Genomic DNA, 23,130 nt, shown 5'->3' on the forward strand with positions numbered 1-23,130 from the left:
CAATAGGGGTTTGCAGTGTGTACTGACTGGTCGTTCATTTTTCATTCTTGAGCCTTCGGACTTTATTCTTATGCTTCAAACAGATAATCAAACCGCTCTATCGGTAAAACCACGTCATATTCTTGAAGAAATTGTACGTCACAAACAACAAGAAGTTTCTAAAAGACGCGAGATATTACCTTTCACAAATTTACTCAATCAAATTGGTACTGCTCCTTCTGTTCGAGATTTTCTCTTTGCTTTAGAAAATAGTTCCAATAAACCCAGTTTAATTGCGGAAGTTAAAAAAGCTTCACCTAGTAAAGGTGTTATTTGTGCTAATTTCGATCCAGTAAAAATTGCTCGAGCTTACGAACGAGGTGGTGCTTCTTGTTTGTCAGTACTAACTGATGAAAAATTCTTCCAAGGTAGTTTTAGAAATTTACAGATTGTCAGACAAAATGTAACATTACCTTTACTTTGTAAAGAATTCATCATTGATGCATATCAAATTTATTTGGCACGTGTAAGTGGTGCAGATGCTATTCTATTGATTGCTGCTGTTTTGTCAGATGAAAGTCTTCAAGAGTTTATAAATCTTGCTCGATATCTTGGTATGACTGTTCTGATTGAAGTGCATACTCTTGCTGAACTCGATAGAGTACTAGCACTGTCAAATGTACAATTGGTTGGTATCAATAATCGCAATCTTGACAACTTTACTGTTGACTTAGAAATTACTCAACGTTTACTCGCACAGCGTGGAGAAAAATTAAACAGCATGGGTATTACAGTTGTCAGCGAATCGGGATTGTATACATTTACCGATTTAGACGTAGTTGCTAAAGCTGGTGCTAGATCTGTCTTGGTAGGAGAATCTTTAGTCAAGCAACCTAACATAGAACAAGCTGTCAAAAAACTGTTGCAAGGTTAAAAATAACCTCTTCTTCATAATTCATCCTTCATAATTCATAATTCACCATGACTTCTATCTCTCAACGTTTTGAAACCTTACGCAAGAATAACCAGTGTGCTCTAATTCCTTTTATCACGGCTGGTGACCCTAATTTAGAAACCACAGCACAAGCTTTACAAATTTTAGACTCAAATGGTGCTGACTTTATTGAATTAGGAGTTCCTTATTCAGATCCGCTAGCAGATGGACCAGTGATTCAAGCAGCCGCAACTCGTGCTTTAAACCGAGAAACTCGCTTAGCTCAAGTTTTAGAAATGGCTCAAGGAATCACCCCTAATTTGCGATCGCCTCTCATTTTATTCACGTACTACAACCCCATTTTAAACCTAGGTATTCAAACATTTCTCAAACGAGTTGCTGCTGCAGGAATCAAAGGATTAGTTGTACCCGATCTACCTCTAGAAGAAGCCAATGAACTATTAAATTCAGCCAGTGAAGTCGGAATCGAAACCACATTGCTAGTCACACCAACTAGTTCCAAAGAACGCATAGAAGCCATTAGCCAACAATCTCAAGGATTCATTTACTTAGTCAGCGTCACAGGAGTCACAGGAGTGCGATCGCAACTGCAAGGACGAGTCAAAGACGTATTAAAAGAAATCCGAAACGTTACAAACAAACCCATCGGAGTTGGTTTCGGTATTTCCGGAACAGAACAAGCTCGCCAAGCCATTGACTGGGGTGCAGATGCAGTTATTGTAGGAAGTGCTTTTGTACAACGTTTATCAGAAGGAACACCACAACAAGGACTAGAAACAATTAAAAACTTCTGTCAAGAATTAAAAGCATCAATATCAGTAGCAAATATGCGCTATTAGTCATTAGTCATTAGTCATTTGTCATTAGCTACCTACAAATATATTCATCAACGTCCGTCTGCGTTCATCTGCGGTTCAATATTCTCTAAATAAAAAGGAAATTTCAATGTTAGCAAACGACACTTCCCTCTTCACCCAACAACCCGATACACTAGGACGATTTGGTCGATTTGGCGGTAAATACGTCCCAGAAACATTAATGTCCGCCCTTAGCGAATTAGAAATCGCCTTTAAAAAATATCAAAACGACCCCCTCTTTCAACAAGAACTTCAACCACTTCTCCGCGACTACGTTGGACGCGAGACCCCTCTTTACTTAGCAGAACGACTCACCGCCCACTATCAAAAACCCGATGGAACCGGACCGCAAATCTATCTCAAACGCGAAGACTTAAACCATACAGGAGCACACAAAATTAACAATGCTTTAGCGCAAGTGCTGTTAGCAAAGCGGATGGGGAAAAAGCGTATTGTTGCAGAAACAGGAGCAGGTCAACATGGTGTTGCAACTGCTACAGTCTGTGCTCGTTTTGGCTTGCAGTGCGTGATTTATATGGGTATTCACGATATGGAAAGACAAGCCCTGAATGTCTTCCGTATGAAGCTTATGGGAGCAGAAGTCAGAGGTGTAGAAGCAGGAACTGGAACTCTAAAAGATGCAACAAGTGAAGCCATTCGGGATTGGGTTACAAATGTAGAAACGACACATTACATCTTAGGTTCTGTGGCTGGACCCCATCCTTACCCCATGATTGTCAGAGAATTTCAGGCAATTATTGGTAAAGAAACTCGTCGTCAATGCAAGGAAAAATGGGGCGGGCTTCCAGATATTGTTCTGGCTTGTGTCGGCGGTGGTTCTAATGCTATTGGGCTGTTCCATGAATTTTTGAAGGAAGAATCTGTACGTATCATTGGCGTTGAAGCAGCTGGTGAAGGTATTGAGACTGAAAAACACGCCGCAACTTTAACAAAAGGGCGTATTGGTGTTTTACATGGTGCAATGAGTTTTGTGCTTCAAGATGAAGATGGTCAAATTGTGGAAGCACATTCTATTAGTGCTGGTTTGGATTATCCCGGTGTCGGACCGGAACATAGTTATTTGAAGGATATGGGACGTGCTGAATATTACAGCGTTACGGACTCTCAGGCTCTAGCAGGGTTCCAACGTCTGTCTCAATTGGAAGGGATTATTCCAGCACTAGAAACATCTCATGCGATCGCATTTCTAGAAACTCTGTGTCCGCAATTAACGGGTAGTCCTCGAATTGTCATCTGCTGTTCTGGACGCGGTGATAAGGATGTACAGACAGTTGCCAAGTTTTTCAACCCTGCTTAATTCTGGAATAACAAGGAGTAAAGATTATGGTAACAGCACCAGCTCAAGTTGTAAAAAATCCTTCCAACTACGAACCTCCCAATTGGTCTGCCTTATTACAGCAATTACTCGATGGTCAATCACTGTCAGTTTCTCAAGCATCTGATTTGATGTATGGTTGGCTAGCAGAGGGTATTCCTCCCGCACTTTCCGGTGCAATTTTAGCAGCTATTCAGGCGAAGGGTGTATCTGCTGAAGAACTGTTGGGTATGGTTAAGGTTCTATATACTCAGTCGATAAAAGCAACTTTGCGTGATAGTGTTGTTGGTAATTTACCACTCGTTGATACTTGTGGAACTGGTGGCGATGGAGCATCAACGTTTAACATTTCTACTGCTGTTGCTTTTACAGTTGCAGCCAGTGGGGTGAAGGTTGCAAAGCACGGAAATCGTTCGGCGTCTGGTAAAACTGGTTCGGCTGATGTGTTGGAAGCTTTGGGTTTAAATCTCAAGGCGAGTAGTAAGAGAACTCAAGAAGCTGTTGATGCGGTTGGCATTACTTTTCTATTTGCACCAGATTGGCATCCTGCTTTAAAAGCGATCGCACCTTTGCGAAAAACTCTCAAAGTCCGCACTGTTTTTAACCTTCTCGGTCCACTGATTAATCCCTTGCGACCAACCGGACAAGTGATTGGGGTGAATAAACCCGCTTTGGTGGAAACTTTTGCTAAAGTTTTGTATCAATTGGGGACTCGTCGGGCTGTTGCGTTGTACGGTCGGGAAAAACTAGATGAAGCTGGGTTGGGAGATAAAACCGATTTAGCTATTGTGTCTAACAAACAAATGCACTTGCTAGAACTCGATCCGCGAGACTTGGGTATTACTCCTGCTCCTATTAGCGAACTCAAGGGTGGAGATGTTCTGGAAAATGCAGAAATTCTCAAAGCGGTTCTTCAAGGGAAGGGGACGCAAGCACAGCAGGATATTGTTGCTCTTAATACAGCTTTAGCTCTGTATGTTGGCGAAGCCGTTCCCGATACTAGCGATTATTTTAAGACTTTGACTCATGCTGTTGCGATCGCGAAAGATATTCTTCAAAGCGGTCTTGCTTGGAATAAGTTAGAGCAACTTTCTCAATTTCTACAGTAAGGAACCTCCAAATAAAAATCATTAACTTTCTCTTGTGGTACGGGCGTCCTCGCCCGTACTATCTATCAACGATCGGAGTGTAAACCCCAATTTTCAATCATCAAGCCATCAAAATCTTGAAAATCTATCACATTATTTGTTACTAAAATCAAATCATTCGTAACTGCAATAGAGGCAATTTGACCATCAATAAAAGCAGGGCTTTTACCAACCTTGGATAACCTTGCTCTCTCCTGAGCGTGATATTGTGCCGCTTTGAGATTATAATCAAATAAAGGCAGTTGTGCTAAGATAACATTATTTATATAATCTTCTAGATCTTGACGTTTTTTAGACAGAGGAAGACGTAAACAACCATATAGCATTTCATGGAGAACTACAGTAGCTGTGGCTGTTTCTTGTCTATATAATTTTAGCTTTTCCATTATCTTCTCATTTGGTTGAGGACGTTTAGCCTCCGATAAAATATTAGTATCTAGTAAATACTTGAGACTCATAAATTAACTTCTCTTCCTGGAGATTTATCCCGTAAATTTTCAAAAATATCGTCATCAATACTTTCTAAGTCTGTCCTTTGTCTGAAGTTTTGTAAAGCTGACCAAAAATCATTAATTTCTTGATTTTCTGTTAAAACTTCTTGCTTATCAGATATAGCATCTGTTGTTTTAGCTAATGATTTATATTTGAGAAATTGAATAAAATCTAAAACCTCTTGTTGTTTATCTGTGGGTAATTCTCGGAAGTTGTCTAAAACTGTTTGTTCGAGAGTCATAGTTTTACCTCTACTATTTGACGTTGAAGAATGCTCAGATGATCTGTATCCAATAAATATTTCATAGCTCATCTTGTGTTTCAAGAAGAAACTCATTCCCTTGGCGAATAGCTCGTCCGTAGGCAAGCACTTCTTCAAAGGCTGGTTCACCTCTGAAAGATCCTGTAATTTGTTGCAGCCAATTTGGCGGTTGAGAAGCTGCAACTTGCTTCTACAAATCAGCGATCGCAGCTTCTATTGCCGCAAGTCGTTCTTCTAAAGAAGTATTAGGTGTCATTTGAGTTCCTCCTATATCGAACTGCCATAGGCTTGACTTTGCTTCAACTGTACCCATTCATTTTAACTTAGTCGATCGGTTTTATTGGTTGAGAAAGGGAGGCACGATGAAAAAAATTTCAAAACTTGGCCTCCATAGTAACAATAGTTTGGAATCTTCATTTTTCAGAGTGAAAAGAGTTCAAAGCCAATAGTCCATATTGTTAATATTGCTTTCATTGAAAAATTCTTCACTTTTTGCTGTAAAACCATCAAAGTTAGAACAAAAATAACAATCGGGTGTTTCTAAATACTCTATGTTGGTCTGATGCCAAACACTATTAGGAAACTCGTAAACCCAATCAATTCCAGCATCTACATTCAGAAAACCACTGACTATGCCATGAATCACACCAACTGCGGTACTAGCACAAATACTATTCAACCAAAATACGGCTGGATCGTTGACTCCTTCTAAATAACCAGCGTTTGCAACCATTTGATTGATTTGTACTGGTGCGGATTCTACGGCGGCTTTTTGCAAATTAATGATATTGCCACACATCAAGCACCAACCACCTCCTAAAGGTGGAATAGTGATGCGACAAAACATTCGCGGTTTACCCTCGCATTGATTCATATCGATGTGAGTCCCAAGGCAAATGAGAGGATGCATATATTCCAATGCAAGTTCTTGGGCTATCTTCCGAGAAAGATGATTATCTGTTGCTACTACAATTAAATCAGATGTGGATATAGCCAATTTAGCGACTTCATTATCGATTGATGTTGGTATTGTAGTTATACAAGAGCCTGTTTGATAGATTTTCTTGATTAAGTGTTTTACGTAATCAATTTTTTTCCATCGCTGTTCAACCATTTTTTGAGTAGCTCCTGGCATTCGATTGAGGTTGACTGCTTCTATGCGATCGCTGTCTATTAATGTCCAGTTTTTGACACCCAATCGTCCTAATAATTCGGCAAAGATTGAGCCTATTCCACCACATCCGATGAGACTCACTTTCAGTTCTCCGAGGTGTTTTTGACAGGTTTCGCCAAATACCTTTTGCCTAGCGAACATTAGATTGCGATCGTTGGGTATAAGCTGTGTCATATCGATTGCGCCATAATTCTGAATTGTTGATGCAATATTATGCTCTTTAAAGTTGCCTTCCAGAGAATCCATTGTTTCTAAGTAATTAGTAGAAAATTTTATATCATGGGATTTTTTCCCTTTTCTATCCCAAATACGAAATTGACTTTGTTGTAATGACTGATTGAATACTCCAGAAATCAGCCGAGGCTTTTTAGGGAAATTCTGAGCCAGAAATCGAGCATAATCCGCTTCATAGTAATTATCAACAGAAGAAAATTCTGGCATTATCTCCCCAACATGAGTATGAATATGAACGACGTGCAAACCTTCTTTAAGATACTGTTTTAACAAGTAGAAATGAAATTGTTGTGTTAAAACTAATCCACTAACAGATTGCATCTCATAGCAATCGGGAGAAGGAACAACCCAAGCTTTAGGAATATAGCGAATTTTTCTTTTTGACACTTGATGAGGTTTACAAAAAAAGAAACCGATCACTTCTTCACTAGAATTTCGGTAATCCAACATATTTTGACGAAACTCTTGCCACATTTTCGGCGGTATATACAAAGAATACTCTACTAGTCGATTTTGATGTGTCATATAATTTAACCCTCAATACAATTCATCACTGGTCACTGGTCACTGGTCACTGGTCACTGGTCACTGAATTACTCATCAGTATTAATTGCATGACGTGCAGTTACAAAGAGTGTCGCGAGGTTATGTCCTTTATCAACTTGCTGAGTTGGCTTCCATGAATTCAACCATACCTCTCGATTGAAGCCTCCTCCAAGACCCACACAATACCAGTACCATCCTTCATCACTTAAGAAAGGTGCTCCATAATAGCTTTGTCTTGTAAAGTGATGATCTCCTTCTCCAGTTGTGTTCCAAGGATAATTGAGATAACAACCAATAGGAGGTAATTCAGGATATTCTGGAGGCAATAAGAACAAAACGTCGGTATTGGAAACTGTAAATTTCTGGGAAGACAAAGGCATTCCTTTCACTAGAATAGCCATGTATTTAACATTCTCAACGGTTTTAGTGCCAACAACAATATTTTTTGCTGCTTTTTCCAAAAGTTTGAGTTCTTCTATCAATCTTGAAGTTGGGCGAAACTCAAATTTCTCTTGACTAATTGTAATTGTCATACTTCACCTACATAAAATTATGGTTGACTTACGTTGACTGATATAGGGCTTAGATTTACCCTTTAACGATTTTGGGTACAGTCCATACTTTTGAGCCTTCTTTCAGGGCTTCATTATTCTTCAATGGTCTAGTTCTACCAAAACCTTCTTCCATAACATCGTCGTTACCAATTTCTGGCAGTTTTTTTCTCAATTGTTCTACTGTAGTTCCTTGTGGTAAATCGACTAACTTTCCATTGATGACTGCTCTCATGTTGTCTCCTTTTTTTGTGAATGATTGGGTTGTTTTTTAATCAAGAATTGTGTGATTTGAAGTTACTTGTAATATATGAAATACCCAATTGTGTTTGAGATTTTGGTTTATGAGGAGTGTCAAACCAGTACCACAAACAAAATAAGCTAAAGAGACTACTACAAATATTGACAATAATGAATTGAACCAACTGTCTGGAAATAGATTCCTCAAGAAGAATGCATCTTTTATCCAATTGATTGAGATGATTTTTAATGGTGTTGAGTTCTTGTGCATATTTCTGCTCTTGTTGCTGACTTAGATTAATCATTTGTGCTTCTAAGGTCTGAAAATTCTGCATGGTATTTGTTGTTTTCTGCTTGAGCGTATCTAGAGTGTCTAAGCAATCGCGTCCTTGAGTAATTAGTTTTCCATTAATTGTTGGCATAATCTTCACTGGTCACTGGTTACTGGTCACTGTTCACTGGTTTAATCAAATATGCTGGTGTTACCAATTCTGTGAAAGGTTTGGCTACTATTTTGAGGATTAAATGAATCAAAGACTTCTATTAAATCCACGATGCTATTAGCTGCATTTTTTAACTCACTACCTAATGATTGTTCCACGGATGCAACTTCAACTCGCATTCCTCTTCTTCTCAATTTTTCTGCTAAATAAGCAAAATCAGAATCTCCAGTTACTAATACAACGATGTCGGGCTTCACTTCTAAAGCTAATTCAATTGCATCCATTGCCATAACGATATCAATGTTACTTTCATAGTCTTCTCCTTTCACTTTTCCTTCTTTAGTGACGACTAAAAAACCATTATTTCTAGCCCAGTAAACGAACTTTTCTTTGGTTTTTCGCTGTTCTTCAAATCTTTCTCTAGCTGGCGGTAATCCTACATAAATTACCATTTCTATCAATTCTCTACCTTCTTTGGGGTCGGCGAGATAGTGACAAATTTTTTGCCAGTCTATTTTCCTATTAAAGCTTTGTGCTGCTAAGTAGGTATTATCACTATCTGCAAAAATCAGGACACGACGAGTTGTTAGCATAGGTTTTCCCTAACTGCTTTCGATTTGGGTTTGATTTGTATATGCTTTATTAAAGCCTATGCTCGGAAAGGCGGGTTTCCAATGGTATTTAGATAGATGACTTCCAAAGAAAAAAACTCTACAAGTCGCTGTAGTAAAGAGATAGAGAGAATCGTTACAGACTACAGCTGCGATTGGATGTAATCATAACCGCGATCGAAGCGCGGTATCATCCTACAGTTAAATTTATTTAGTTCATTAACAATATCAGAACTATCAAAATCTCTTGAGTTTCGATTCAGGAAACAAGCAATTGTTGGTCTATCGTGACAAAGATGAGAAATAACGGATGCGTAAACAAGAGCATCTTGTGGTTTTAAGTCAAAAGGGTCTTCATATACTGCTGCTTCAGTAAGAATATCAGCAGTGACTGGAATGACTTCTGTATTCTTCAAAAGCCGATTTCTATAGTTTACAAAGCGTTGACTTTCATCTTTGTTACTCTGAATCAGTAAGTTTGCAATATCTTGAATGCTATTGATGCGAGTTGTGTAAGACGCAGTGCGTGCTAATTGCTGTAACTCAGTATTCAGTATTTGCTGGATCTCTCTACGACTCTTTGCTTGACGGCTCAATTTCTCATGCGGTTCAGCTAGACTGTATGCTGGTATAATTAGCTTAATACGTCCACCTTCACTAAGTTGCAGAATTTGCTCGCAACTAACAAACTGCTCTTGCTGAAAAACAAGTTCCAAAACAAAGTTGGTTTCAACGTAAACGTTCACGCTACTGCCTCGCGACCAAAACTTCCTCCAGAAATAGCAGCATAAAGACCTGAATCAACCAGCCATCGTTCTGGTTCATCCGTTTTATTAAGAGGCAACTCGTTATAAATAATTTTCGATAGCCAAACTACCACTATGAGTTCGAGACTCTGGCGACTTACTTTTTGCTCTTGTGCTATTCCAGCTCTATCAAGATAAGGCTGAATAATGGGACGTGCATCAACAGCATAAGTTGGTTCGCTGATGTCAAGTTGTGCATCTTCATTAGCCCATAGATAAAATTTGTCAGGGAAAACCATGAGGAAATAAGGGGCTTTCGGGTAAAGGCCGTGGGCGAGGATATTGCTTCGCAGTTGGGAAGCCCACTCTACCGTGGTATTAAGTTTACCCTTGACCTGAACGGCAAGCACCAGTTGACCGTTTTTGTTATAAACTGCTATGTCCCAGCCAGTGTCTTGTTGAATAAACACAATCTAATATTTTCTTGTATGACTTACCATCTACTATTCTGACTTAGGACAAGATATTCGTCACTAGATTATATGGGTTTAGTTATATGTCTGGCAGCAAGAACTAATATAAAATAGTTTTACAAGAGGTTGAAATTAGGCACAAGTAGCAAGCTATGCCATACAGTCAATTTACCATCGAACAAATAAAAAGTAACTTTGGAATTGTTATTTCTGAGCAATTTGGAGTTTTTGATGATATACCAGAAATAACTTATAGTGATTTTCTTGCTCAATCTCTTAAAGAATATTTACCTCTGGCATTGGCGATCGATACTGAAAAAGCACGTTCCGAACTAATTGTTATGCCTATTTTAGTAGAGATTAAAAGACAAATGGCATCACAAATTAGTATATTTTCTGGTAAAGACTTTACTGTAGATGTTACAAAAGGATTAAACGGATTTTGTGATTTTTTAATTAGTCTTTCTTCAGAACAAATAGTTATTGAAGCACCTGTTGTAACTCTAGTGGAAGCGAAAAATGATAATATTCAATCGGGTTTGGCACAATGTATGGCAGAAATGATAGCTGCTCAAATTTTTAATGAAATTAAAGGAAACCCAATTAGTATGATTTATGGTGTAGTGACAACTGGCACTAACTGGAGGTTTTTGCGGTTGAAAGGTAATACTATAGAGATAGATTTTAATGAATATTTTATCAGTCAGGTAAGTAAAATACTGGGAATTTTGAAAAGTACGGTTACTGCTCAGTGAAAACTATATAACTCACGTAACTGCTGTTGTTCTTTGTATTTTCAGTTCTTTTTTAGCTTCTTCCCATGACACTGAGCCTTCAGCTTTTAACTGCAAGTGCTACTATTCTTGTTTCCAATTATGCGCCTCCACATTGTTAGTGGAGACGCTGACTTATTACGCGATCGCCGCCGTTAATCCCGTTTCCAATTATGCGCCTCCACATTGTTAGTGGAGACTAGTGTAATAAATTTGCATTCAGCAACTTATACACTGTTTCCAATTATGCGCCTCCACATTGTTAGTGGAGACCTGCACCAAATAATTTTAATATCAAGGGTTTAAGAATTGTTTCCAATTATGCGCCTCCACATTGTTAGTGGAGACCAACTGACCTTTATCTCTTTACCTCTCAACTATTAGTTTCCAATTATGCGCCTCCACATTGTTAGTGGAGACCTAGGGAATTTCTATTGCCTTAAGGATGATACTGCGTTTCCAATTATGCGCCTCCACATTGTTAGTGGAGACTTTACTAAAAGCTATTGAGAAGAAGCCTGGGGTCACGTTTCCAATTATGCGCCTCCACATTGTTAGTGGAGACTTGCTCATGGTTCCTACGCCTCTTGCTTACTTAAGTGGTTTCCAATTATGCGCCTCCACATTGTTAGTGGAGACCCAGTAGTAAGACAATAACCATTAGCGCACTATAGGCTGTTTCCAATTATGCGCCTCCACATTGTTAGTGGAGACGATTTAGCAGCTAATCTCTACACCTGCTACAAGTCTGTGTTTCCAATTATGCGCCTCCACATTGTTAGTGGAGACGCAACTCCTTGTATGCTTCACGAGTGAACTCTTCTCGCTTGTTTCCAATTATGCGCCTCCACATTGTTAGTGGAGACATCTTGCGGTGTAATAGATGAGGTGTTACTAGATTGCGTTTCCAATTATGCGCCTCCACATTGTTAGTGGAGACGACGACGGGTTTACTCAAGTTGTCGAGGTTGCGGGTGTTTCCAATTATGCGCCTCCACATTGTTAGTGGAGACGGGCGTTTCACCTATTCCCAGCTTCGCCTTCGCCTTGGAGTTTCCAATTATGCGCCTCCACATTGTTAGTGGAGACGATGGATTTTCATGGTACGAGAAAATAGTATCCTTCGTTTCCAATTATGCGCCTCCACATTGTTAGTGGAGACTCGTAGGATACGTTCCCGGTGAAGGTGTCATCGATAGTTTCCAATTATGCGCCTCCACATTGTTAGTGGAGACCAAACAAAAAATATACTACGGAACATCATATGAGTTTCCAATTATGCGCCTCCACATTGTTAGTGGAGACAAGATTCGGGTAAGGTATTTGATAATCCAGAGTCAGAAGTTTCCAATTATGCGCCTCCACATTGTTAGTGGAGACCCACTTGAACAAAAAAACTCTAGAGTAGATAAATCCCCTGTTTCCAATTATGCGCCTCCACATTGTTAGTGGAGACTGCGGGAGTTTAGAGAGCTTGCAGAACAAGACTTTTGACTACCATTTGCGCGAATCAAATAAAAAAGTACTGTTTGGGCGATCGCCTGTCAATATACCTCCTAAGAAAAATCTCTGTAAATCCAATCATAGCAGGGCTTTTGGAGTTTGCGCGAACCCCCATTTCAAGTAAAATGCTTCAAAGCTATGACTGATAAGCATTTGCAGGTTATATAACAAGCGTTCGATAAATACATCCCCTGACTCGCTGTAAGAATCTTGCTTTATTCATCTAAGGCTATCAGCAATTTTCTTCAATTTTTCATACAATTTATCGCGCTCGTAAGGTATTCCTAATACATTAATCGCTGCTAAAAAGGGTTGTTTCACATCCTGATTGTAAACATCCATTACATTAATGGTACTTGGTCGATCGTCTAAACCAAGCAAATACTTAACAGTACTCATCTCATTCATCCCGCGCAGATTGTGCATCAATTGATTTCGCAAGTCATTTTCATGCTCTCTAGCATCATTACACGACCAAATGAGATTTTTCCATAGATTTAATTCAGGTCTGAGTTGCTGTAACCACTTTAGCATTATAGAATTTTTGTTTGTATTAAATTTTGACTCCTGAGTTTTGCGATCGCGATAACTAGCTTTATCTATATTGAGAGGAAATTTAAGTTTCTTCATTATATTTTCTTTAATTGTATTTAAGTCATCAAGAGGAGATAACTGTAGTTTTTTGTTCAACTCAGTCTCTGTTATCAGAAATAAACCTTTTTCATCCCATTGTAAAAAATCCGATAGAGAAACTCCTTGATACGAATCAGATAAGTTACCCACTTCATGGAGAATAGCTGTCTTTAAAAAAGTTTCTTGCGTTGCAGCCAGTAAAGCAACTCCCTGAAGATAATTTTTTTGTTTTAGGCAAAACCCAATTAAATCTAAACTATTAACTATTCGTTGAATAGCATTTAAGATTTTAAAGTCCTCTTGACTACCCACAACACTTTTTAAGTCGTCTTCACTATTTATTACAACACTATTTAAATCGTCTTCGCTACTTTTAGTTACATCATTTAAATTAAAAAACTTTATTATTTTTTCTAATTCATCTATGCTTTCTTGGGAAGATCTTCCTGCATCCAGAACAATTTTAAGTGCTGCACCGGGAAACCCACTGAAAACGAGTTGTTTAGCTTTTTCAATTTGAAGACTACGCCGATATTCTGAGGTTTTGTTACTAACTTCTTCTGGCTTAGATTGTTTTATAGTTTCTGATTCAAATTTTACTTCATCTGCTTCTATCTGTTTTTTGGATGTAATATCATAATATTGATTACTTAATATAAATTTAACATTTTGAAATCGATTTAAACCAATGAATTGTATGGCCGATGAAATAGCTGGTGTACCAGCTTGATGGCTAATATAGACTTCTGGTTGTTTCAGTGGAAGCTGAGGAGAAATATCTTGCTCAAAAAGATTTTCAACGAGCGATAATGTCTCATTCCAGTGGTCTAATCCTTTTCCAAATTTTGGTTGTAAGCAGAAAAAACTCTTTTCTGGATTGAAGGAAGAAGTCAGAATATTTTGAAACTTATTTTGGAAATACCAAGTCAGTATTTTTCTGAGTTTACAGGTATCTTGCCAAAATGGGCAATAATCTTTCTCTCTTTGTTGAGCTTGAAAAATATCTTCTTGATCGGTTAAAATAACAATAATTCGATCTAATTTAATATTATTTTTATCAAAATATTGAAAATAAGTATTGAAAAGTGGAAATTCTAAATCCGATATATAATTCTTAGTTTTCTCTTCATAGACTATACCTAATACTCTTGATGGTACGGGATACAGCCTTGTGATTCTGTCTCTTTCAACACTGATAAAAATATCGATATCGTAACTAATTTCAGTATTTCCTTTTTCTAATACTTCATAATAAAATTCTTCCCAATTCTGATTATTTTTGAGTTGAACATCGCTGTTTCCAGTTGTCACAATCCAAACTTTCATAAGACTGACTCCTTGACTGTTAAGAAGTTAAATAGAAAGGCTGTGCCGCACCAGCTACCAAACTCGACTGAACTCACTTTCATTCTCTAAAAACTCTAGAAATTTTAGTGTTTGTTGAGATGTATCGGGGAAAATAGTCAAGACTTCAATGAACTCTTTATCTGTTTTACTCAAAGCCTTTTCATTAGTCACAAAATTAGGATACATACGATGCCAAATTCGTCCTGTTGACATAGGTTTTGAATTTTGTTGACCCCCTGCTAAAACATGAGGGTTTCTGATTGTGTCTTTACCTCTATATTCATAGTGTAACCAATCAATTGCAAGACTTTTCCCATCTTCCACTTTACGTCCCCAAACTTGTACTTTTGGCGAGTACCAAGCTTCACGCCATTTTTCTATACCAGTATTACTAGTCTCTGTACTTAAATTAACTATTGGATTTTGTGGACGTTTAGGACGGGATATCAGCCCAATATTATTAACTTGTTTAGGTGAACCAGGTGTATTTATAGAAGGATTGTTTGATAATTTTGTAGATTGAGTCAGATCTCGATTTACTTGTTTATCTTTTGGAATCCAAAGACGGAGTAAATTACGAGTGTGGTTAATCAACTCTGCAACATCTTCTTTTAGGTTAATAATAGGATAATATACAGTATCATCAAGAAACTCCCAATGGCAACCAATAGTTTGTCTTTTATAAGAGCGATAAAACTCCTTATGACAAATTCTTCTCCATGACTTTCCGAAACCTCCAAGCATAAGCGAAAATTGAATTAAAGCTTTAGCTGTTTCTCGTAATCGTTGTCTTTGAACATCATCAATTTGACGATGCATACAAAATATTTTTAAGACTCCTGTATGTAATTGATAATATCTTTTTTCATCTTCATACTTAATTTGAGATGGATCGAAGTCAAAATTAACTCCTAGCAATCCGACAATCGAACCATCACCAGAAAAACCACCCCATAATTCTCTTGTAATATCTTTAGCGGTTGCTTCGTTAGTTAATCCTCCTAATAAGCGCAAAGTATGACCTCGCAAAGCTGCTTTAAACATATTAGGTCGAAATTCTTTGGTTCTATCAACTAATTGTGATGTTCCTCCTTGTCCTTTCAGCTTTACTTGGAATAATAGATTATCTTTAACAACTTCTTGCTCGATTTCTTTAAAGTATCCATAACCAGCACTAACCCGCGAACCAATTCCCATCGCTAAGGTTTTTTTCCATATATTTTCAATTTTCTTCCATTCATCTTCTGATAATTTCTGAGTACTGGAAATACCAAATCTTAATTTAACTTGACGCAAAGATATTTGCGTTTTTGCGCCATCTTTGAAATCATCACTAATGACTTGTTTTTCTTCCTGGCAATGGATAACATCTACTAATCCTTGTGTCCAATCCATACTAACTGGGTATGCACCGTGAAAGCGTAAAATACCGGGTTTACTACTGCCATCAGCTAATTTTTCTCCGCAATAGCTGTTTGTTTGTTGGTTTCCATACATATCAATACAAACACGTCGAAAAGCTCCTTTCATACTTGTACCAGGAAAGTATGGAAAGCCTTTAGCATTTATTACTGGAAGAATTACGCTTTCATCTTGTCCGCTATTGGTTACTAAACGCCAACTAATTGTATATTCCCATGTTTTCACATTTAAGCCAAATTTAGGGAATTCTAATGGGGTGTCTTGTGATAATGTTGGAGCAGTAGCTTGAGTGGGACGTGCAAAAGCTGGATTATTTGGAGTAGAGCGTGCTGTTGCAGGGTTGGTTGCTGGATTTTTTTTGTGGCGGGGTTGTGGACGAGAGACAAATGAGGAAGTAGATGGATTTATATTGGGTTGTTGGTTTCCTGTTGGAAAAACTCCCTTTGTCCATTCATTGACCCATTTATGAGCATCTTGATATGTTCCTTTATTTCGCTCGATTCGATGAATTTGACAGCGACTATCAATTTGGGCGCGAAACATCATGGGGACGTTATCTTGATTCATTTTGATTACCTTAATTCATGAGATAATAATTATTTTTGAGAGGAAATTTGTAGAGTTGGGTTTTATCGAGCAAATGTTGGGTTGAGGAACGAAACCCAACCTACTCTATGATTTATTTCTCTGGCTTCTCTGATTTTTTATAACGCTGCGTCCACCAAATTAAACTATCGCAAAATTGAGTTAAGACTGCTAAAGTGACTCTTTGATGTTCGATAGGGAAATGCTTTTTATCCCAAAGCTGATTTGTCATATTCTGAATATCTTCAGTCTCAAAATTTCCGTTGCGATCGCGACGTATAGATTCTCCGTTCCGAAGATTATTTTTCTTATCGTTGGGAATTTCTGGTTCTGGAACTTTTATTCCAGCAATTTTCATAATTTTGACTAATTCTTTCCATGTTGCTAGCCAAAATTCTCCTTTTTTATAATCATCTTCATTCTTGGGTTTATTCATCAAGCGCAAATGCTCTCCCCAAAAGCGTTCTAAACCATAAGTTACAGTCACGCGCATTTTATGGGATTCGTTTAAAACATCTTTGTCACGATATTTGAGCGTAAGATCTTGTGCTTTTCTATCTAAATCAAATGAATGCCAAGCCATATTTTTCCTTTACTGTATACTTTGATAACGCACAGGACATTTAATTATTATTCTTATTGTTAAGATTCAATCATTTTTACTGTTACATAACAGTGACCAAAACCAATTGATTCTAATCCACCTAAATAAATTTCACCTTCCATTTTCCCTTCGATGGGTTTCCAATCTTGAGGAGGATACTTTTTATCTTTTTTAATAGCAATAGGAAATGCTAAAATAGTTCCTTCTGGTAAAGCTTCAGTATTAAAGAATTGTCCTTGCTTCGCCTTTTTCTCATTATCCTCTAAAGCTACACGGCTTTGACGGTACAAAGCCATATCATGAATCATTGCCATATCATTATCATCAACTAAAACAGCAGGCAATTTTTTCTTCTCTCCATTTTCCTCTAATGGAAACCAATCTGATAAATCTTGGTGAGATTCTAATTCTAAAAATCCAAGATTAAAGAAGAGAAATTTTTTGCCTTTGTCTTCTCCATTTTGAGATATTAATGCTTTCTCCCACAATTTTGTAGAGGCGGTATAAGGATCGGGTAGTTTTATCTCTTTGCTTAAACCAGCAATACGTTGATATTTCTTTAGCAAACTCGGACAGCTAACCCAAACAATAGGTTGTCCCGGACAGAATACAGGTAGCCAAACAATTGAAGCATGCTCTAATTTAATTAAAGCTTCACTAGTACTATCTTTTTCACCTTGTCTTGACTCTCTCCCATACCATATTTCTTCATGGATTGCTGGTAAAATATTATTTTTTTCTTCTAAAAATTTACGATATTGTCGCATCTCAGAACGAAAACGACCGCGAATTGAACTTCCAATAATCAATCCTGTGTTTGTAAATTGGTCGCGGAAAATCAAGTTTAAATTACCATTTTCTTCCCCTGCTGTTGCACCGACATGAACGGGGGCTAAAGTTTCAATAATACCGTAGGCTTTCTGATACATTAAGCAACTCCTTGTTCTATTTTTTCAATATCTAAACCAGTAATATGAATTGGCAAACACAAGCCAGAACCAATACGTTTTAAGCTAAAACCTTCATTGGGAAACCAATTATCTGGAAATTGACTCCAAGACAAACCAAGTGTTTTATCCAATATATACACGCTTCCTTGGGGAACTGCATAACGTCCGCGTCCGAGTCTTCCGGCTGTACTGTAACGATGAGGTATTGGTTTATCTGTTAATAGCTTGGGATTATCTTTGTCAATGGGAAAATCGGGATGTTGGGGAGTCCGAAAGGAAAAGCGTGTAGAACCCCAAACAGCAGGTGTTATTATTGCAAAAGCTCGTTGAATGGGTTCTTGTAAAAGTTTATTCAGTTTCTCATTTTTTATTTCCTGTGATTCTATTTCTACAAGATGTTTTTCACCACCAAATCGATACCAACCATCTGCTATTTTATGGCTTGAAAGATATATCAAACAGGTATCTTCCTTCATTTGTACTGCATTTTCTAGAAATAAACCATTTTCTTCTAAAGTATGGCGCTCTTCGTCTTTCATCTTGGGATGAAGCATAGGAATACTATACCAAGGAGCTTTTTTACACGTTGGGTTTTGAGATCCCCAAGAATTAATGGTCTGCCATGTAAAAGCTGGTTCTAATTTGTCTTCGTCTTCTTGATACTGTCTGTGACGTTGCCAATCTCCTTCTTGATTTAATACCCATTCATCTTTTTCTTGGTCTTTACCAATTATTTGATGCCAAGGAATTGGTACATAAAAGTTTTGCTCTTGTCCAGATTGCGCCCAAAATGCTCCTGCTACATAGAGGTTTTCTTTTAAATCTTGATGATGTTCGTCTTTCTCCGTTTGACTAATGTCATTTCTGTTCTTATTAGCACTAAAAAATATACCAGATAAGGTTGCTGCACTTGGTGGAAATTTTTCTCCAGAACGTCCAACTAAATTTTCTGGTGATAAAAATGCACCTGCACTCCCATATAAAAAACCTAAAGGTTTGAGGATGATAAGGTATTTGAACATAAGTACCAACCAATTGTTATTAAATTCTCTATCCAATCAATCATCATTTGTGCGGATATATAAGTATCTGTATCATCTTTAGCTCCAACAATGGATTTTTCATTTTGCTGTAGTATTTGACTCCAATTAGGAAAGTAAATTTCCAAAAAGTTAATGAAAGCTCGACGATTTTGAATTATGACATTTCTATTTTTGTTATCGCTTGCTTGACTTTCAATGTCGCTAGAACGACGGTTTTCTGCTAGTCCAAAGGCATGACGTGCTTTGAGTTGGGCTAAATCGCTAAATATATGCGTCCAATTGGGTTCGTATTTGGGATTTCGCCCTCTGCGTTCCCATTCTGGATATGTGTTACCATCGCGATCGCAGTAACTTTTGAGGATATGCAAATACTTCCAAGGACAAGTCCACTCTACATATTGTCCGCTATTAAACACGACTCGGATTGTAACGCGATCGCGATTTAATTGTTTGGCTGTTTCTTGTGCTTGACGACAGTGTTGTAGCACATCCCGTTGGGGAACACTTCCTGCTACCCAAACAAAACCGACGCTGACATTGATGTCTTGTCTGTGTTCTTGCCACTTATTCTCTAGTGTCATCAACCATTCCAAAGCAATTAATCCAGAAATGGGTTTTTTAGAGTTTTTGCTATAAATTACACCTAAAAAATCATCACCACCTGCATAGATTACTCTTCCTAGCTTATGTTTTGGCAAATATTTATAAAAGTTTTTGCCCCAGTTGCGTAATTCTCTAGTAAATGTCCTAATCTTCTCCTCTGCATTTTCGCTGTTAGCAATTTTCTTCAATTTTTTTCCAACTTCATCCCCATCCCCTATAAACCAACCAGTCCATTTTCCGGATTGACTTTCCGTTGGTTTGCGAATAATTTCTTTAAATCCTTGCGGTAACTTCCCAAAATAAGAGTTCTTTTCTCCAAGCGATATTCCTATATTTTTTCTAACATTTTCATATGTCACCAAACGTTTAACTAATTCAGGAATACTCAATTGTTCTTTGAGTGCAAAGAATTTACCTTCTACCTGATGTTCCTCCTGGTAATTTTCTTCTTGTCCTAATTCCTCTACTTCTGATTCCTCGTCTTGTGAATCTTGTTGATTTTCAGTTATATCGGCTAGGTCTTGATAAAACTTTCTGATAATATCTTTTTCCGAACCATAGGTTAAATCTTGAGGATTGCGTTTGACTCCCCCCAAGCCTGGAAATGCAATGCCATCTGTACCCGTTAAACTCGAACTTTCCCCAATCCAATTAATTGCCGTCCAAGTACGAGAAAGTTTACGAGTTTCCAAATCCTCCATTGCAGATCGGATCGAATTTCCCTTTCCCCAGAAGATTTCCCAAGTATAGTTACCCCAATGTCCCCACTCACGTCCCCATTCATATTCATAATCGGGTAATTCTTTCTCAATCCAATTGCGACAAACTGAAAGTATATCCTTCCAAGCTGTCAATAATACCTCTCGTGCTACCTCTTCAGTAAGATGACCTTGAAGTAGGATGCGGTTCGGCATTCCTTTTTGGACATTGATGTTAGCAGGGGAAATGACTGTCACATTATCTCGGCTATCTGCTGCTAGGACTATCTGCTGACTGAGATAGGACAAAATTAACGATGCACCATACAAGTCCCTCAACTTCCGCGATTTTTCGATAAATCCTTGCACTGGTGCAAAGGAAATTGCTGTATAAATTGCTTTATCACCCATACTCAGACTTTCAGGGATAAATAACTTGAACTGAGATATCCAAACACAGAAGAATCGTATAATGAGCAACTTGAGATTGCTAAAAAATACTGATTTTTTTTATCTATGTAACAATACGTAAAGATGAAAAGGCACAAAGTAAAAAGAACTGGTTTTCCTTTTACTTGTTAATCTTCAGCCTATCGCTCGTCATCTCAAGTGTTACAGAAATGACTAGAATTGCAGCCGTGTGTGATGCGAATGACGAAAATGTAACTTTTCCCACTGTCAAGCTATTGACCGAGTACCATCCTGAGAGCTGCTGCTGCAAGGTTTAGCTCAAATTTGTCTGCATTCTCTAATGCCCATTCGCCAGAGTTCTTGAGTCGTTTGAACGTCTTGGGCGTATCATTTTGCTGTGCAGCTATTTCTGCTGCTGCGATCTCTCTTACTGCATTTATTTGTTCTGATGTGACTGCGTTTTGCTGCATTTTCTGTTTTAGGTCACCTAATTCCAGAGCCAAACTACTTAAATCGGAATCGGCTTTCGTATAATTTTCCTTTGCAGTGTTAAAAATTGACTGAACAGTTTCTTTATCGTTCATAACTCGAGCAACTGCTGCTTTGAGATCCTCTTCTTTAACTTGTCCTGCACCTCTATTTTGAAGTAATGCTGCAAGTGCTTTCATATAGATATAGCCTGCTGCGATCGTAGCTGCATAAACTGTTGCGCTCATTAAAGCGTAGGAAGCAACTGTACCAGGTCCGGGTAAAAATTTCAGAGCAGATCCGAGTCCAAAGACTGCCAGTATTGCCGCATTCGATGCCAAATTAGACAAAATTCCTGTGGCAATACTTTTGACTAGGTTTTTGGTAAAAGGCAGATTTAGCTCTTTATTGATGCGTACATACATCGTCCATGTATTCCCAAAAGCTGCAAATAAGTCTGCCCCAGGTACTGGAATAAAGATGCACCCAACACCAATTCCTGCATGAATCTTTACTATTCCAGCTAGTTTCCCTGGCAGATTTTCATCTGTGACTTGATTGATTGCCTTTACCAACTCAAAAGCCGCTTGAGTTAATTGCCCTTCTCTTGCTGATTGATACCCGTTCATAAACTTACCTTTTATATTCTGATAATTAATGTTCTAGAATCTAACTATTAACGATCAACTTGAAATCACTTGAAAATATCGATTCTCTTTATCGATGTAACAATTACGTAAAGGCGAAAAGTCACAAAGTAAAAAGAACTGGTTTTCCTTCTACTTGTTAATGTTCAGCCTATCGCTCGTTATCTCAAGTATTGCAGAAGCAATTGGAATGGCAGCAGTGCATGATGCGAATGACGAAAAATGCAGTTCTTGAGAAAGATAGCCTTTAGCGTTAACTAGAGACTATCGGTTTAATTAGTTATCAAGACTATAACAAACTGTTAGAATGCTGCAAGCCATGAAAAAAACAGCAGAAATAAAACCGTTGAAGAACTAAGGAAAACCCTTTCCAATTTATTCCGAATTAACCCAATCGGTGGGGGTGATTCTTGGGAATCCTCCGTTCGACATCCTCCTGTTTCCAATTATTCCGAATTAACCCAATCGGTGGGGATAAGACTAGGACTTGATTCACAGCAATCAGAAGTTTCCAATTATTCCGATTTAACCCAATCGGTGGGGGGATATAATCAAGGCACATCCAACCCAACCCAAGTTTCCAATTATTCCGATTTAACCCAATCGGTGGGGACGTTATTAGAGCTGGAAACTGTAATCAAACATCCGGTGGTTTCCAATTATTCCGATTTAACCCAATCGGTGGGTAATGCTGTTGCAAACGTTATTAGAGCTGGAAACTGTAGTTTCCAATTATTCCGATTTAACCCAATCGGTGGGGCGTACTACATCCATCCGGACCTAATCTATCCCTTTCGTTTCCAATTATTCCGATTTAACCCAATCGGTGGGGGGAACAATTTTCCGACACGAAGTACTCGACGATTTCGTTTCCAATTATTCCGATTTAACCCAATCGGTGGGGGGCTATCCCAACCCGGCCCGAAAGCAATCTTTTTAATGTTTCCAATTATTCCGATTTAACCCAATCGGTGGGGTAGTAAAACTTACTTTGTGGGGGGCCCCTTTAATATAAAAGTTTCCAATTATTCCGATTTAACCCAATCGGTGGGGGGTAACCGTAACTCCTTTCCCAGGGAATACGGTAGGTTTCCAATTATTCCGATTTAACCCAATCGGTGGGGATAGTTCTAAACTTGATTACTTAGGAGGTAACCGTAACGTTTCCAATTATTCCGATTTAACCCAATCGGTGGGGAACGCATACTCCCTTTTCAATAACTTTTCACAAAAATAGTTTCCAATTATTCCGATTTAACCCAATCGGTGGGGTGTTGGTGGATACGGCTTTAAAACTCTTGAAAATGTTTCCAATTATTCCGATTTAACCCAATCGGTGGGGTCGCTCTTAGTAACCGAAACAAAAATTACTTCTTGTGTTTCCAATTATTCCGAT

At 38.1% G+C, this 23,130-nt stretch carries 22 protein-coding genes and 2 CRISPR repeat arrays (1 of these 24 running past the window's edge); of the genes, 5 read left to right on the forward strand and 17 right to left on the reverse strand.

What is annotated here, in order from left to right:
- The first annotated feature begins 70 nt into the window (after positions 1 to 70).
- The 4 genes from trpC to trpD all read left to right on the forward strand — a co-directional run bounded on the left by trpC (position 71) and on the right by trpD (position 4,236).
- Positions 71 to 913 (forward strand): indole-3-glycerol phosphate synthase TrpC, encoded by an 843-nt coding sequence (gene trpC / locus ACKTT2_RS41770; protein ID WP_407897650.1) that lies wholly within the window; start codon positions 71 to 73, stop codon positions 911 to 913.
- A gap of 47 nt (positions 914 to 960) precedes the next feature.
- The gene (gene trpA, locus ACKTT2_RS41775; protein ID WP_407897652.1) at positions 961 to 1,773 is read left to right on the forward strand and encodes a tryptophan synthase subunit alpha; all 813 of its coding nucleotides are present in this window, start codon (positions 961 to 963) and stop codon (positions 1,771 to 1,773) included.
- A 106-nt stretch (positions 1,774 to 1,879) separates the two neighbouring features.
- Positions 1,880 to 3,109 carry a tryptophan synthase subunit beta gene (trpB, locus tag ACKTT2_RS41780; protein ID WP_407897654.1) on the forward strand — a complete coding sequence of 410 codons (1,230 nt, stop codon included), beginning with the start codon at positions 1,880 to 1,882 and terminating at the stop codon, positions 3,107 to 3,109.
- Between the two features lie 26 nt (positions 3,110 to 3,135).
- Entirely contained in the window at positions 3,136 to 4,236 is a 1,101-nt protein-coding gene (trpD, locus tag ACKTT2_RS41785; protein ID WP_407897656.1) for an anthranilate phosphoribosyltransferase, read from the forward strand.
- Between the two features lie 65 nt (positions 4,237 to 4,301).
- Here trpD and ACKTT2_RS41790 read toward each other — a convergent pair whose 3' ends face one another.
- The 10 genes from ACKTT2_RS41790 to ACKTT2_RS41835 form a co-directional block, all read right to left on the reverse strand.
- Positions 4,302 to 4,733, reverse strand: coding sequence for a type II toxin-antitoxin system VapC family toxin (locus ACKTT2_RS41790; RefSeq protein WP_407897658.1), 432 nt, complete (start codon positions 4,731 to 4,733; stop codon positions 4,302 to 4,304).
- Complete coding sequence (locus tag ACKTT2_RS41795) at positions 4,730 to 5,008, reverse strand: DUF2281 domain-containing protein (RefSeq protein WP_407897660.1); 279 nt, start codon at positions 5,006 to 5,008, stop codon at positions 4,730 to 4,732. Before ACKTT2_RS41795 ends, ACKTT2_RS41790 begins: the two co-directional genes overlap by 4 nt.
- 211 nt (positions 5,009 to 5,219) lie before the next feature.
- Entirely contained in the window at positions 5,220 to 5,342 is a 123-nt protein-coding gene (locus ACKTT2_RS41800; RefSeq protein ID WP_407897662.1) for a hypothetical protein, read from the reverse strand.
- Between the two features lie 123 nt (positions 5,343 to 5,465).
- On the reverse strand, positions 5,466 to 6,962 hold the full coding sequence (locus ACKTT2_RS41805; protein ID WP_407897664.1) for a ThiF family adenylyltransferase: 1,497 nt from the start codon (positions 6,960 to 6,962) through the stop codon (positions 5,466 to 5,468).
- 68 nt (positions 6,963 to 7,030) lie between these two features.
- Positions 7,031 to 7,516, reverse strand: a complete 486-nt coding sequence (locus tag ACKTT2_RS41810) for a hypothetical protein (RefSeq protein WP_407897666.1) — start codon at positions 7,514 to 7,516, stop codon at positions 7,031 to 7,033.
- Positions 7,517 to 7,571: 55 nt separating this feature from the next.
- Positions 7,572 to 7,769 carry a hypothetical protein gene (locus ACKTT2_RS41815; protein ID WP_407897668.1) on the reverse strand — a complete coding sequence of 66 codons (198 nt, stop codon included), beginning with the start codon at positions 7,767 to 7,769 and terminating at the stop codon, positions 7,572 to 7,574.
- A 40-nt stretch (positions 7,770 to 7,809) separates the two neighbouring features.
- A complete protein-coding gene (locus ACKTT2_RS41820; protein ID WP_407897855.1) occupies positions 7,810 to 8,196 on the reverse strand; it encodes a hypothetical protein in 387 nt (128 codons plus the stop codon).
- Between the two features lie 41 nt (positions 8,197 to 8,237).
- Entirely contained in the window at positions 8,238 to 8,810 is a 573-nt protein-coding gene (locus tag ACKTT2_RS41825) for a LabA-like NYN domain-containing protein (protein WP_038079029.1), read from the reverse strand.
- Positions 8,811 to 8,971: 161 nt separating this feature from the next.
- Positions 8,972 to 9,574, reverse strand: coding sequence for a PIN domain-containing protein (locus ACKTT2_RS41830; protein WP_407897670.1), 603 nt, complete (start codon positions 9,572 to 9,574; stop codon positions 8,972 to 8,974).
- On the reverse strand, positions 9,571 to 10,044 hold the full coding sequence (locus ACKTT2_RS41835) for a hypothetical protein (RefSeq protein ID WP_407897672.1): 474 nt from the start codon (positions 10,042 to 10,044) through the stop codon (positions 9,571 to 9,573). Before ACKTT2_RS41835 ends, ACKTT2_RS41830 begins: the two co-directional genes overlap by 4 nt.
- Positions 10,045 to 10,199: 155 nt before the next feature.
- Here ACKTT2_RS41835 and ACKTT2_RS41840 point away from each other — a divergent pair, with 155 nt between their 5' ends.
- Complete coding sequence (locus ACKTT2_RS41840) at positions 10,200 to 10,802, forward strand: hypothetical protein (protein WP_407897674.1); 603 nt, start codon at positions 10,200 to 10,202, stop codon at positions 10,800 to 10,802.
- 110 nt (positions 10,803 to 10,912) lie between these two features.
- A CRISPR array of direct repeats spans positions 10,913 to 12,276; the repeat unit is 37 nt; unit sequence GTTTCCAATTATGCGCCTCCACATTGTTAGTGGAGAC.
- Positions 12,277 to 12,542: 266 nt separating this feature from the next.
- On the opposite strand, the gene ACKTT2_RS41845 is transcribed toward ACKTT2_RS41840, so the two are convergent.
- The 7 genes from ACKTT2_RS41845 to ACKTT2_RS41875 all read right to left on the reverse strand — a co-directional run bounded on the left by ACKTT2_RS41845 (position 12,543) and on the right by ACKTT2_RS41875 (position 21,716).
- Positions 12,543 to 14,282, reverse strand: coding sequence for a hypothetical protein (locus ACKTT2_RS41845; RefSeq protein ID WP_407897677.1), 1,740 nt, complete (start codon positions 14,280 to 14,282; stop codon positions 12,543 to 12,545).
- 54 nt (positions 14,283 to 14,336) lie between these two features.
- Entirely contained in the window at positions 14,337 to 16,292 is a 1,956-nt protein-coding gene (locus tag ACKTT2_RS41850; protein WP_407897679.1) for an RAMP superfamily CRISPR-associated protein, read from the reverse strand.
- A gap of 112 nt (positions 16,293 to 16,404) precedes the next feature.
- Positions 16,405 to 16,893, reverse strand: coding sequence for a hypothetical protein (locus ACKTT2_RS41855; RefSeq protein ID WP_407897681.1), 489 nt, complete (start codon positions 16,891 to 16,893; stop codon positions 16,405 to 16,407).
- Positions 16,894 to 16,952: 59 nt separating this feature from the next.
- The gene (locus ACKTT2_RS41860) at positions 16,953 to 17,843 is read right to left on the reverse strand and encodes an RAMP superfamily CRISPR-associated protein (RefSeq protein WP_407897683.1); all 891 of its coding nucleotides are present in this window, start codon (positions 17,841 to 17,843) and stop codon (positions 16,953 to 16,955) included.
- The gene (locus ACKTT2_RS41865; protein ID WP_407897685.1) at positions 17,843 to 18,886 is read right to left on the reverse strand and encodes a type III-B CRISPR module-associated Cmr3 family protein; all 1,044 of its coding nucleotides are present in this window, start codon (positions 18,884 to 18,886) and stop codon (positions 17,843 to 17,845) included. Before ACKTT2_RS41865 ends, ACKTT2_RS41860 begins: the two co-directional genes overlap by 1 nt.
- On the reverse strand, positions 18,853 to 20,619 hold the full coding sequence (locus ACKTT2_RS41870; RefSeq protein WP_407897687.1) for a Cas10/Cmr2 second palm domain-containing protein: 1,767 nt from the start codon (positions 20,617 to 20,619) through the stop codon (positions 18,853 to 18,855). The genes ACKTT2_RS41865 and ACKTT2_RS41870 overlap by 34 nt, the downstream gene beginning before the upstream one ends.
- Positions 20,620 to 20,891: 272 nt before the next feature.
- Positions 20,892 to 21,716: a hypothetical protein gene (locus tag ACKTT2_RS41875; protein ID WP_407897690.1), complete on the reverse strand. Its 825-nt coding sequence runs from the start codon at positions 21,714 to 21,716 to the stop codon at positions 20,892 to 20,894.
- A 385-nt stretch (positions 21,717 to 22,101) separates the two neighbouring features.
- Positions 22,102 to 23,130: direct repeats of the CRISPR family, unit length 36 nt; unit sequence GTTTCCAATTATTCCGATTTAACCCAATCGGTGGGG (it continues 92 nt past the right edge of the window).

Source organism: Scytonema hankhaensis NUACC26 (genome assembly GCF_045865695.1).
Lineage (GTDB): Bacteria > Cyanobacteriota > Cyanobacteriia > Cyanobacteriales > Nostocaceae > Scytonema.

What these genes read in the sequence shown, in the direction of transcription:
- trpC (WP_407897650.1), top strand. Translation starts at nt 71, where the DNA reads ATGCTTCAAACAGATAATCAAACCGCTCTATCGGTAAAACCACGTCAT.
- trpA (WP_407897652.1), top strand. Translation starts at nt 961, where the DNA reads ATGACTTCTATCTCTCAACGTTTTGAAACCTTACGCAAGAATAACCAG.
- trpB (WP_407897654.1), top strand. Translation starts at nt 1,880, where the DNA reads ATGTTAGCAAACGACACTTCCCTCTTCACCCAACAACCCGATACACTA.
- trpD (WP_407897656.1), top strand. Translation starts at nt 3,136, where the DNA reads ATGGTAACAGCACCAGCTCAAGTTGTAAAAAATCCTTCCAACTACGAA.
- ACKTT2_RS41790 (WP_407897658.1), bottom strand. Translation starts at nt 4,733, where the DNA reads ATGAGTCTCAAGTATTTACTAGATACTAATATTTTATCGGAGGCTAAA.
- ACKTT2_RS41795 (WP_407897660.1), bottom strand. Translation starts at nt 5,008, where the DNA reads ATGACTCTCGAACAAACAGTTTTAGACAACTTCCGAGAATTACCCACA.
- ACKTT2_RS41800 (WP_407897662.1), bottom strand. Translation starts at nt 5,342, where the DNA reads ATGGGTACAGTTGAAGCAAAGTCAAGCCTATGGCAGTTCGATATAGGA.
- ACKTT2_RS41805 (WP_407897664.1), bottom strand. Translation starts at nt 6,962, where the DNA reads ATGACACATCAAAATCGACTAGTAGAGTATTCTTTGTATATACCGCCG.
- ACKTT2_RS41810 (WP_407897666.1), bottom strand. Translation starts at nt 7,516, where the DNA reads ATGACAATTACAATTAGTCAAGAGAAATTTGAGTTTCGCCCAACTTCA.
- ACKTT2_RS41815 (WP_407897668.1), bottom strand. Translation starts at nt 7,769, where the DNA reads ATGAGAGCAGTCATCAATGGAAAGTTAGTCGATTTACCACAAGGAACT.
- ACKTT2_RS41820 (WP_407897855.1), bottom strand. Translation starts at nt 8,196, where the DNA reads ATGCCAACAATTAATGGAAAACTAATTACTCAAGGACGCGATTGCTTA.
- ACKTT2_RS41825 (WP_038079029.1), bottom strand. Translation starts at nt 8,810, where the DNA reads ATGCTAACAACTCGTCGTGTCCTGATTTTTGCAGATAGTGATAATACC.
- ACKTT2_RS41840 (WP_407897674.1), top strand. Translation starts at nt 10,200, where the DNA reads ATGCCATACAGTCAATTTACCATCGAACAAATAAAAAGTAACTTTGGA.
- ACKTT2_RS41845 (WP_407897677.1), bottom strand. Translation starts at nt 14,282, where the DNA reads ATGAAAGTTTGGATTGTGACAACTGGAAACAGCGATGTTCAACTCAAA.
- ACKTT2_RS41850 (WP_407897679.1), bottom strand. Translation starts at nt 16,292, where the DNA reads ATGAATCAAGATAACGTCCCCATGATGTTTCGCGCCCAAATTGATAGT.
- ACKTT2_RS41855 (WP_407897681.1), bottom strand. Translation starts at nt 16,893, where the DNA reads ATGGCTTGGCATTCATTTGATTTAGATAGAAAAGCACAAGATCTTACG.
- ACKTT2_RS41860 (WP_407897683.1), bottom strand. Translation starts at nt 17,843, where the DNA reads ATGTATCAGAAAGCCTACGGTATTATTGAAACTTTAGCCCCCGTTCAT.
- ACKTT2_RS41865 (WP_407897685.1), bottom strand. Translation starts at nt 18,886, where the DNA reads ATGTTCAAATACCTTATCATCCTCAAACCTTTAGGTTTTTTATATGGG.
- ACKTT2_RS41870 (WP_407897687.1), bottom strand. Translation starts at nt 20,619, where the DNA reads ATGGGTGATAAAGCAATTTATACAGCAATTTCCTTTGCACCAGTGCAA.
- ACKTT2_RS41875 (WP_407897690.1), bottom strand. Translation starts at nt 21,716, where the DNA reads ATGAACGGGTATCAATCAGCAAGAGAAGGGCAATTAACTCAAGCGGCT.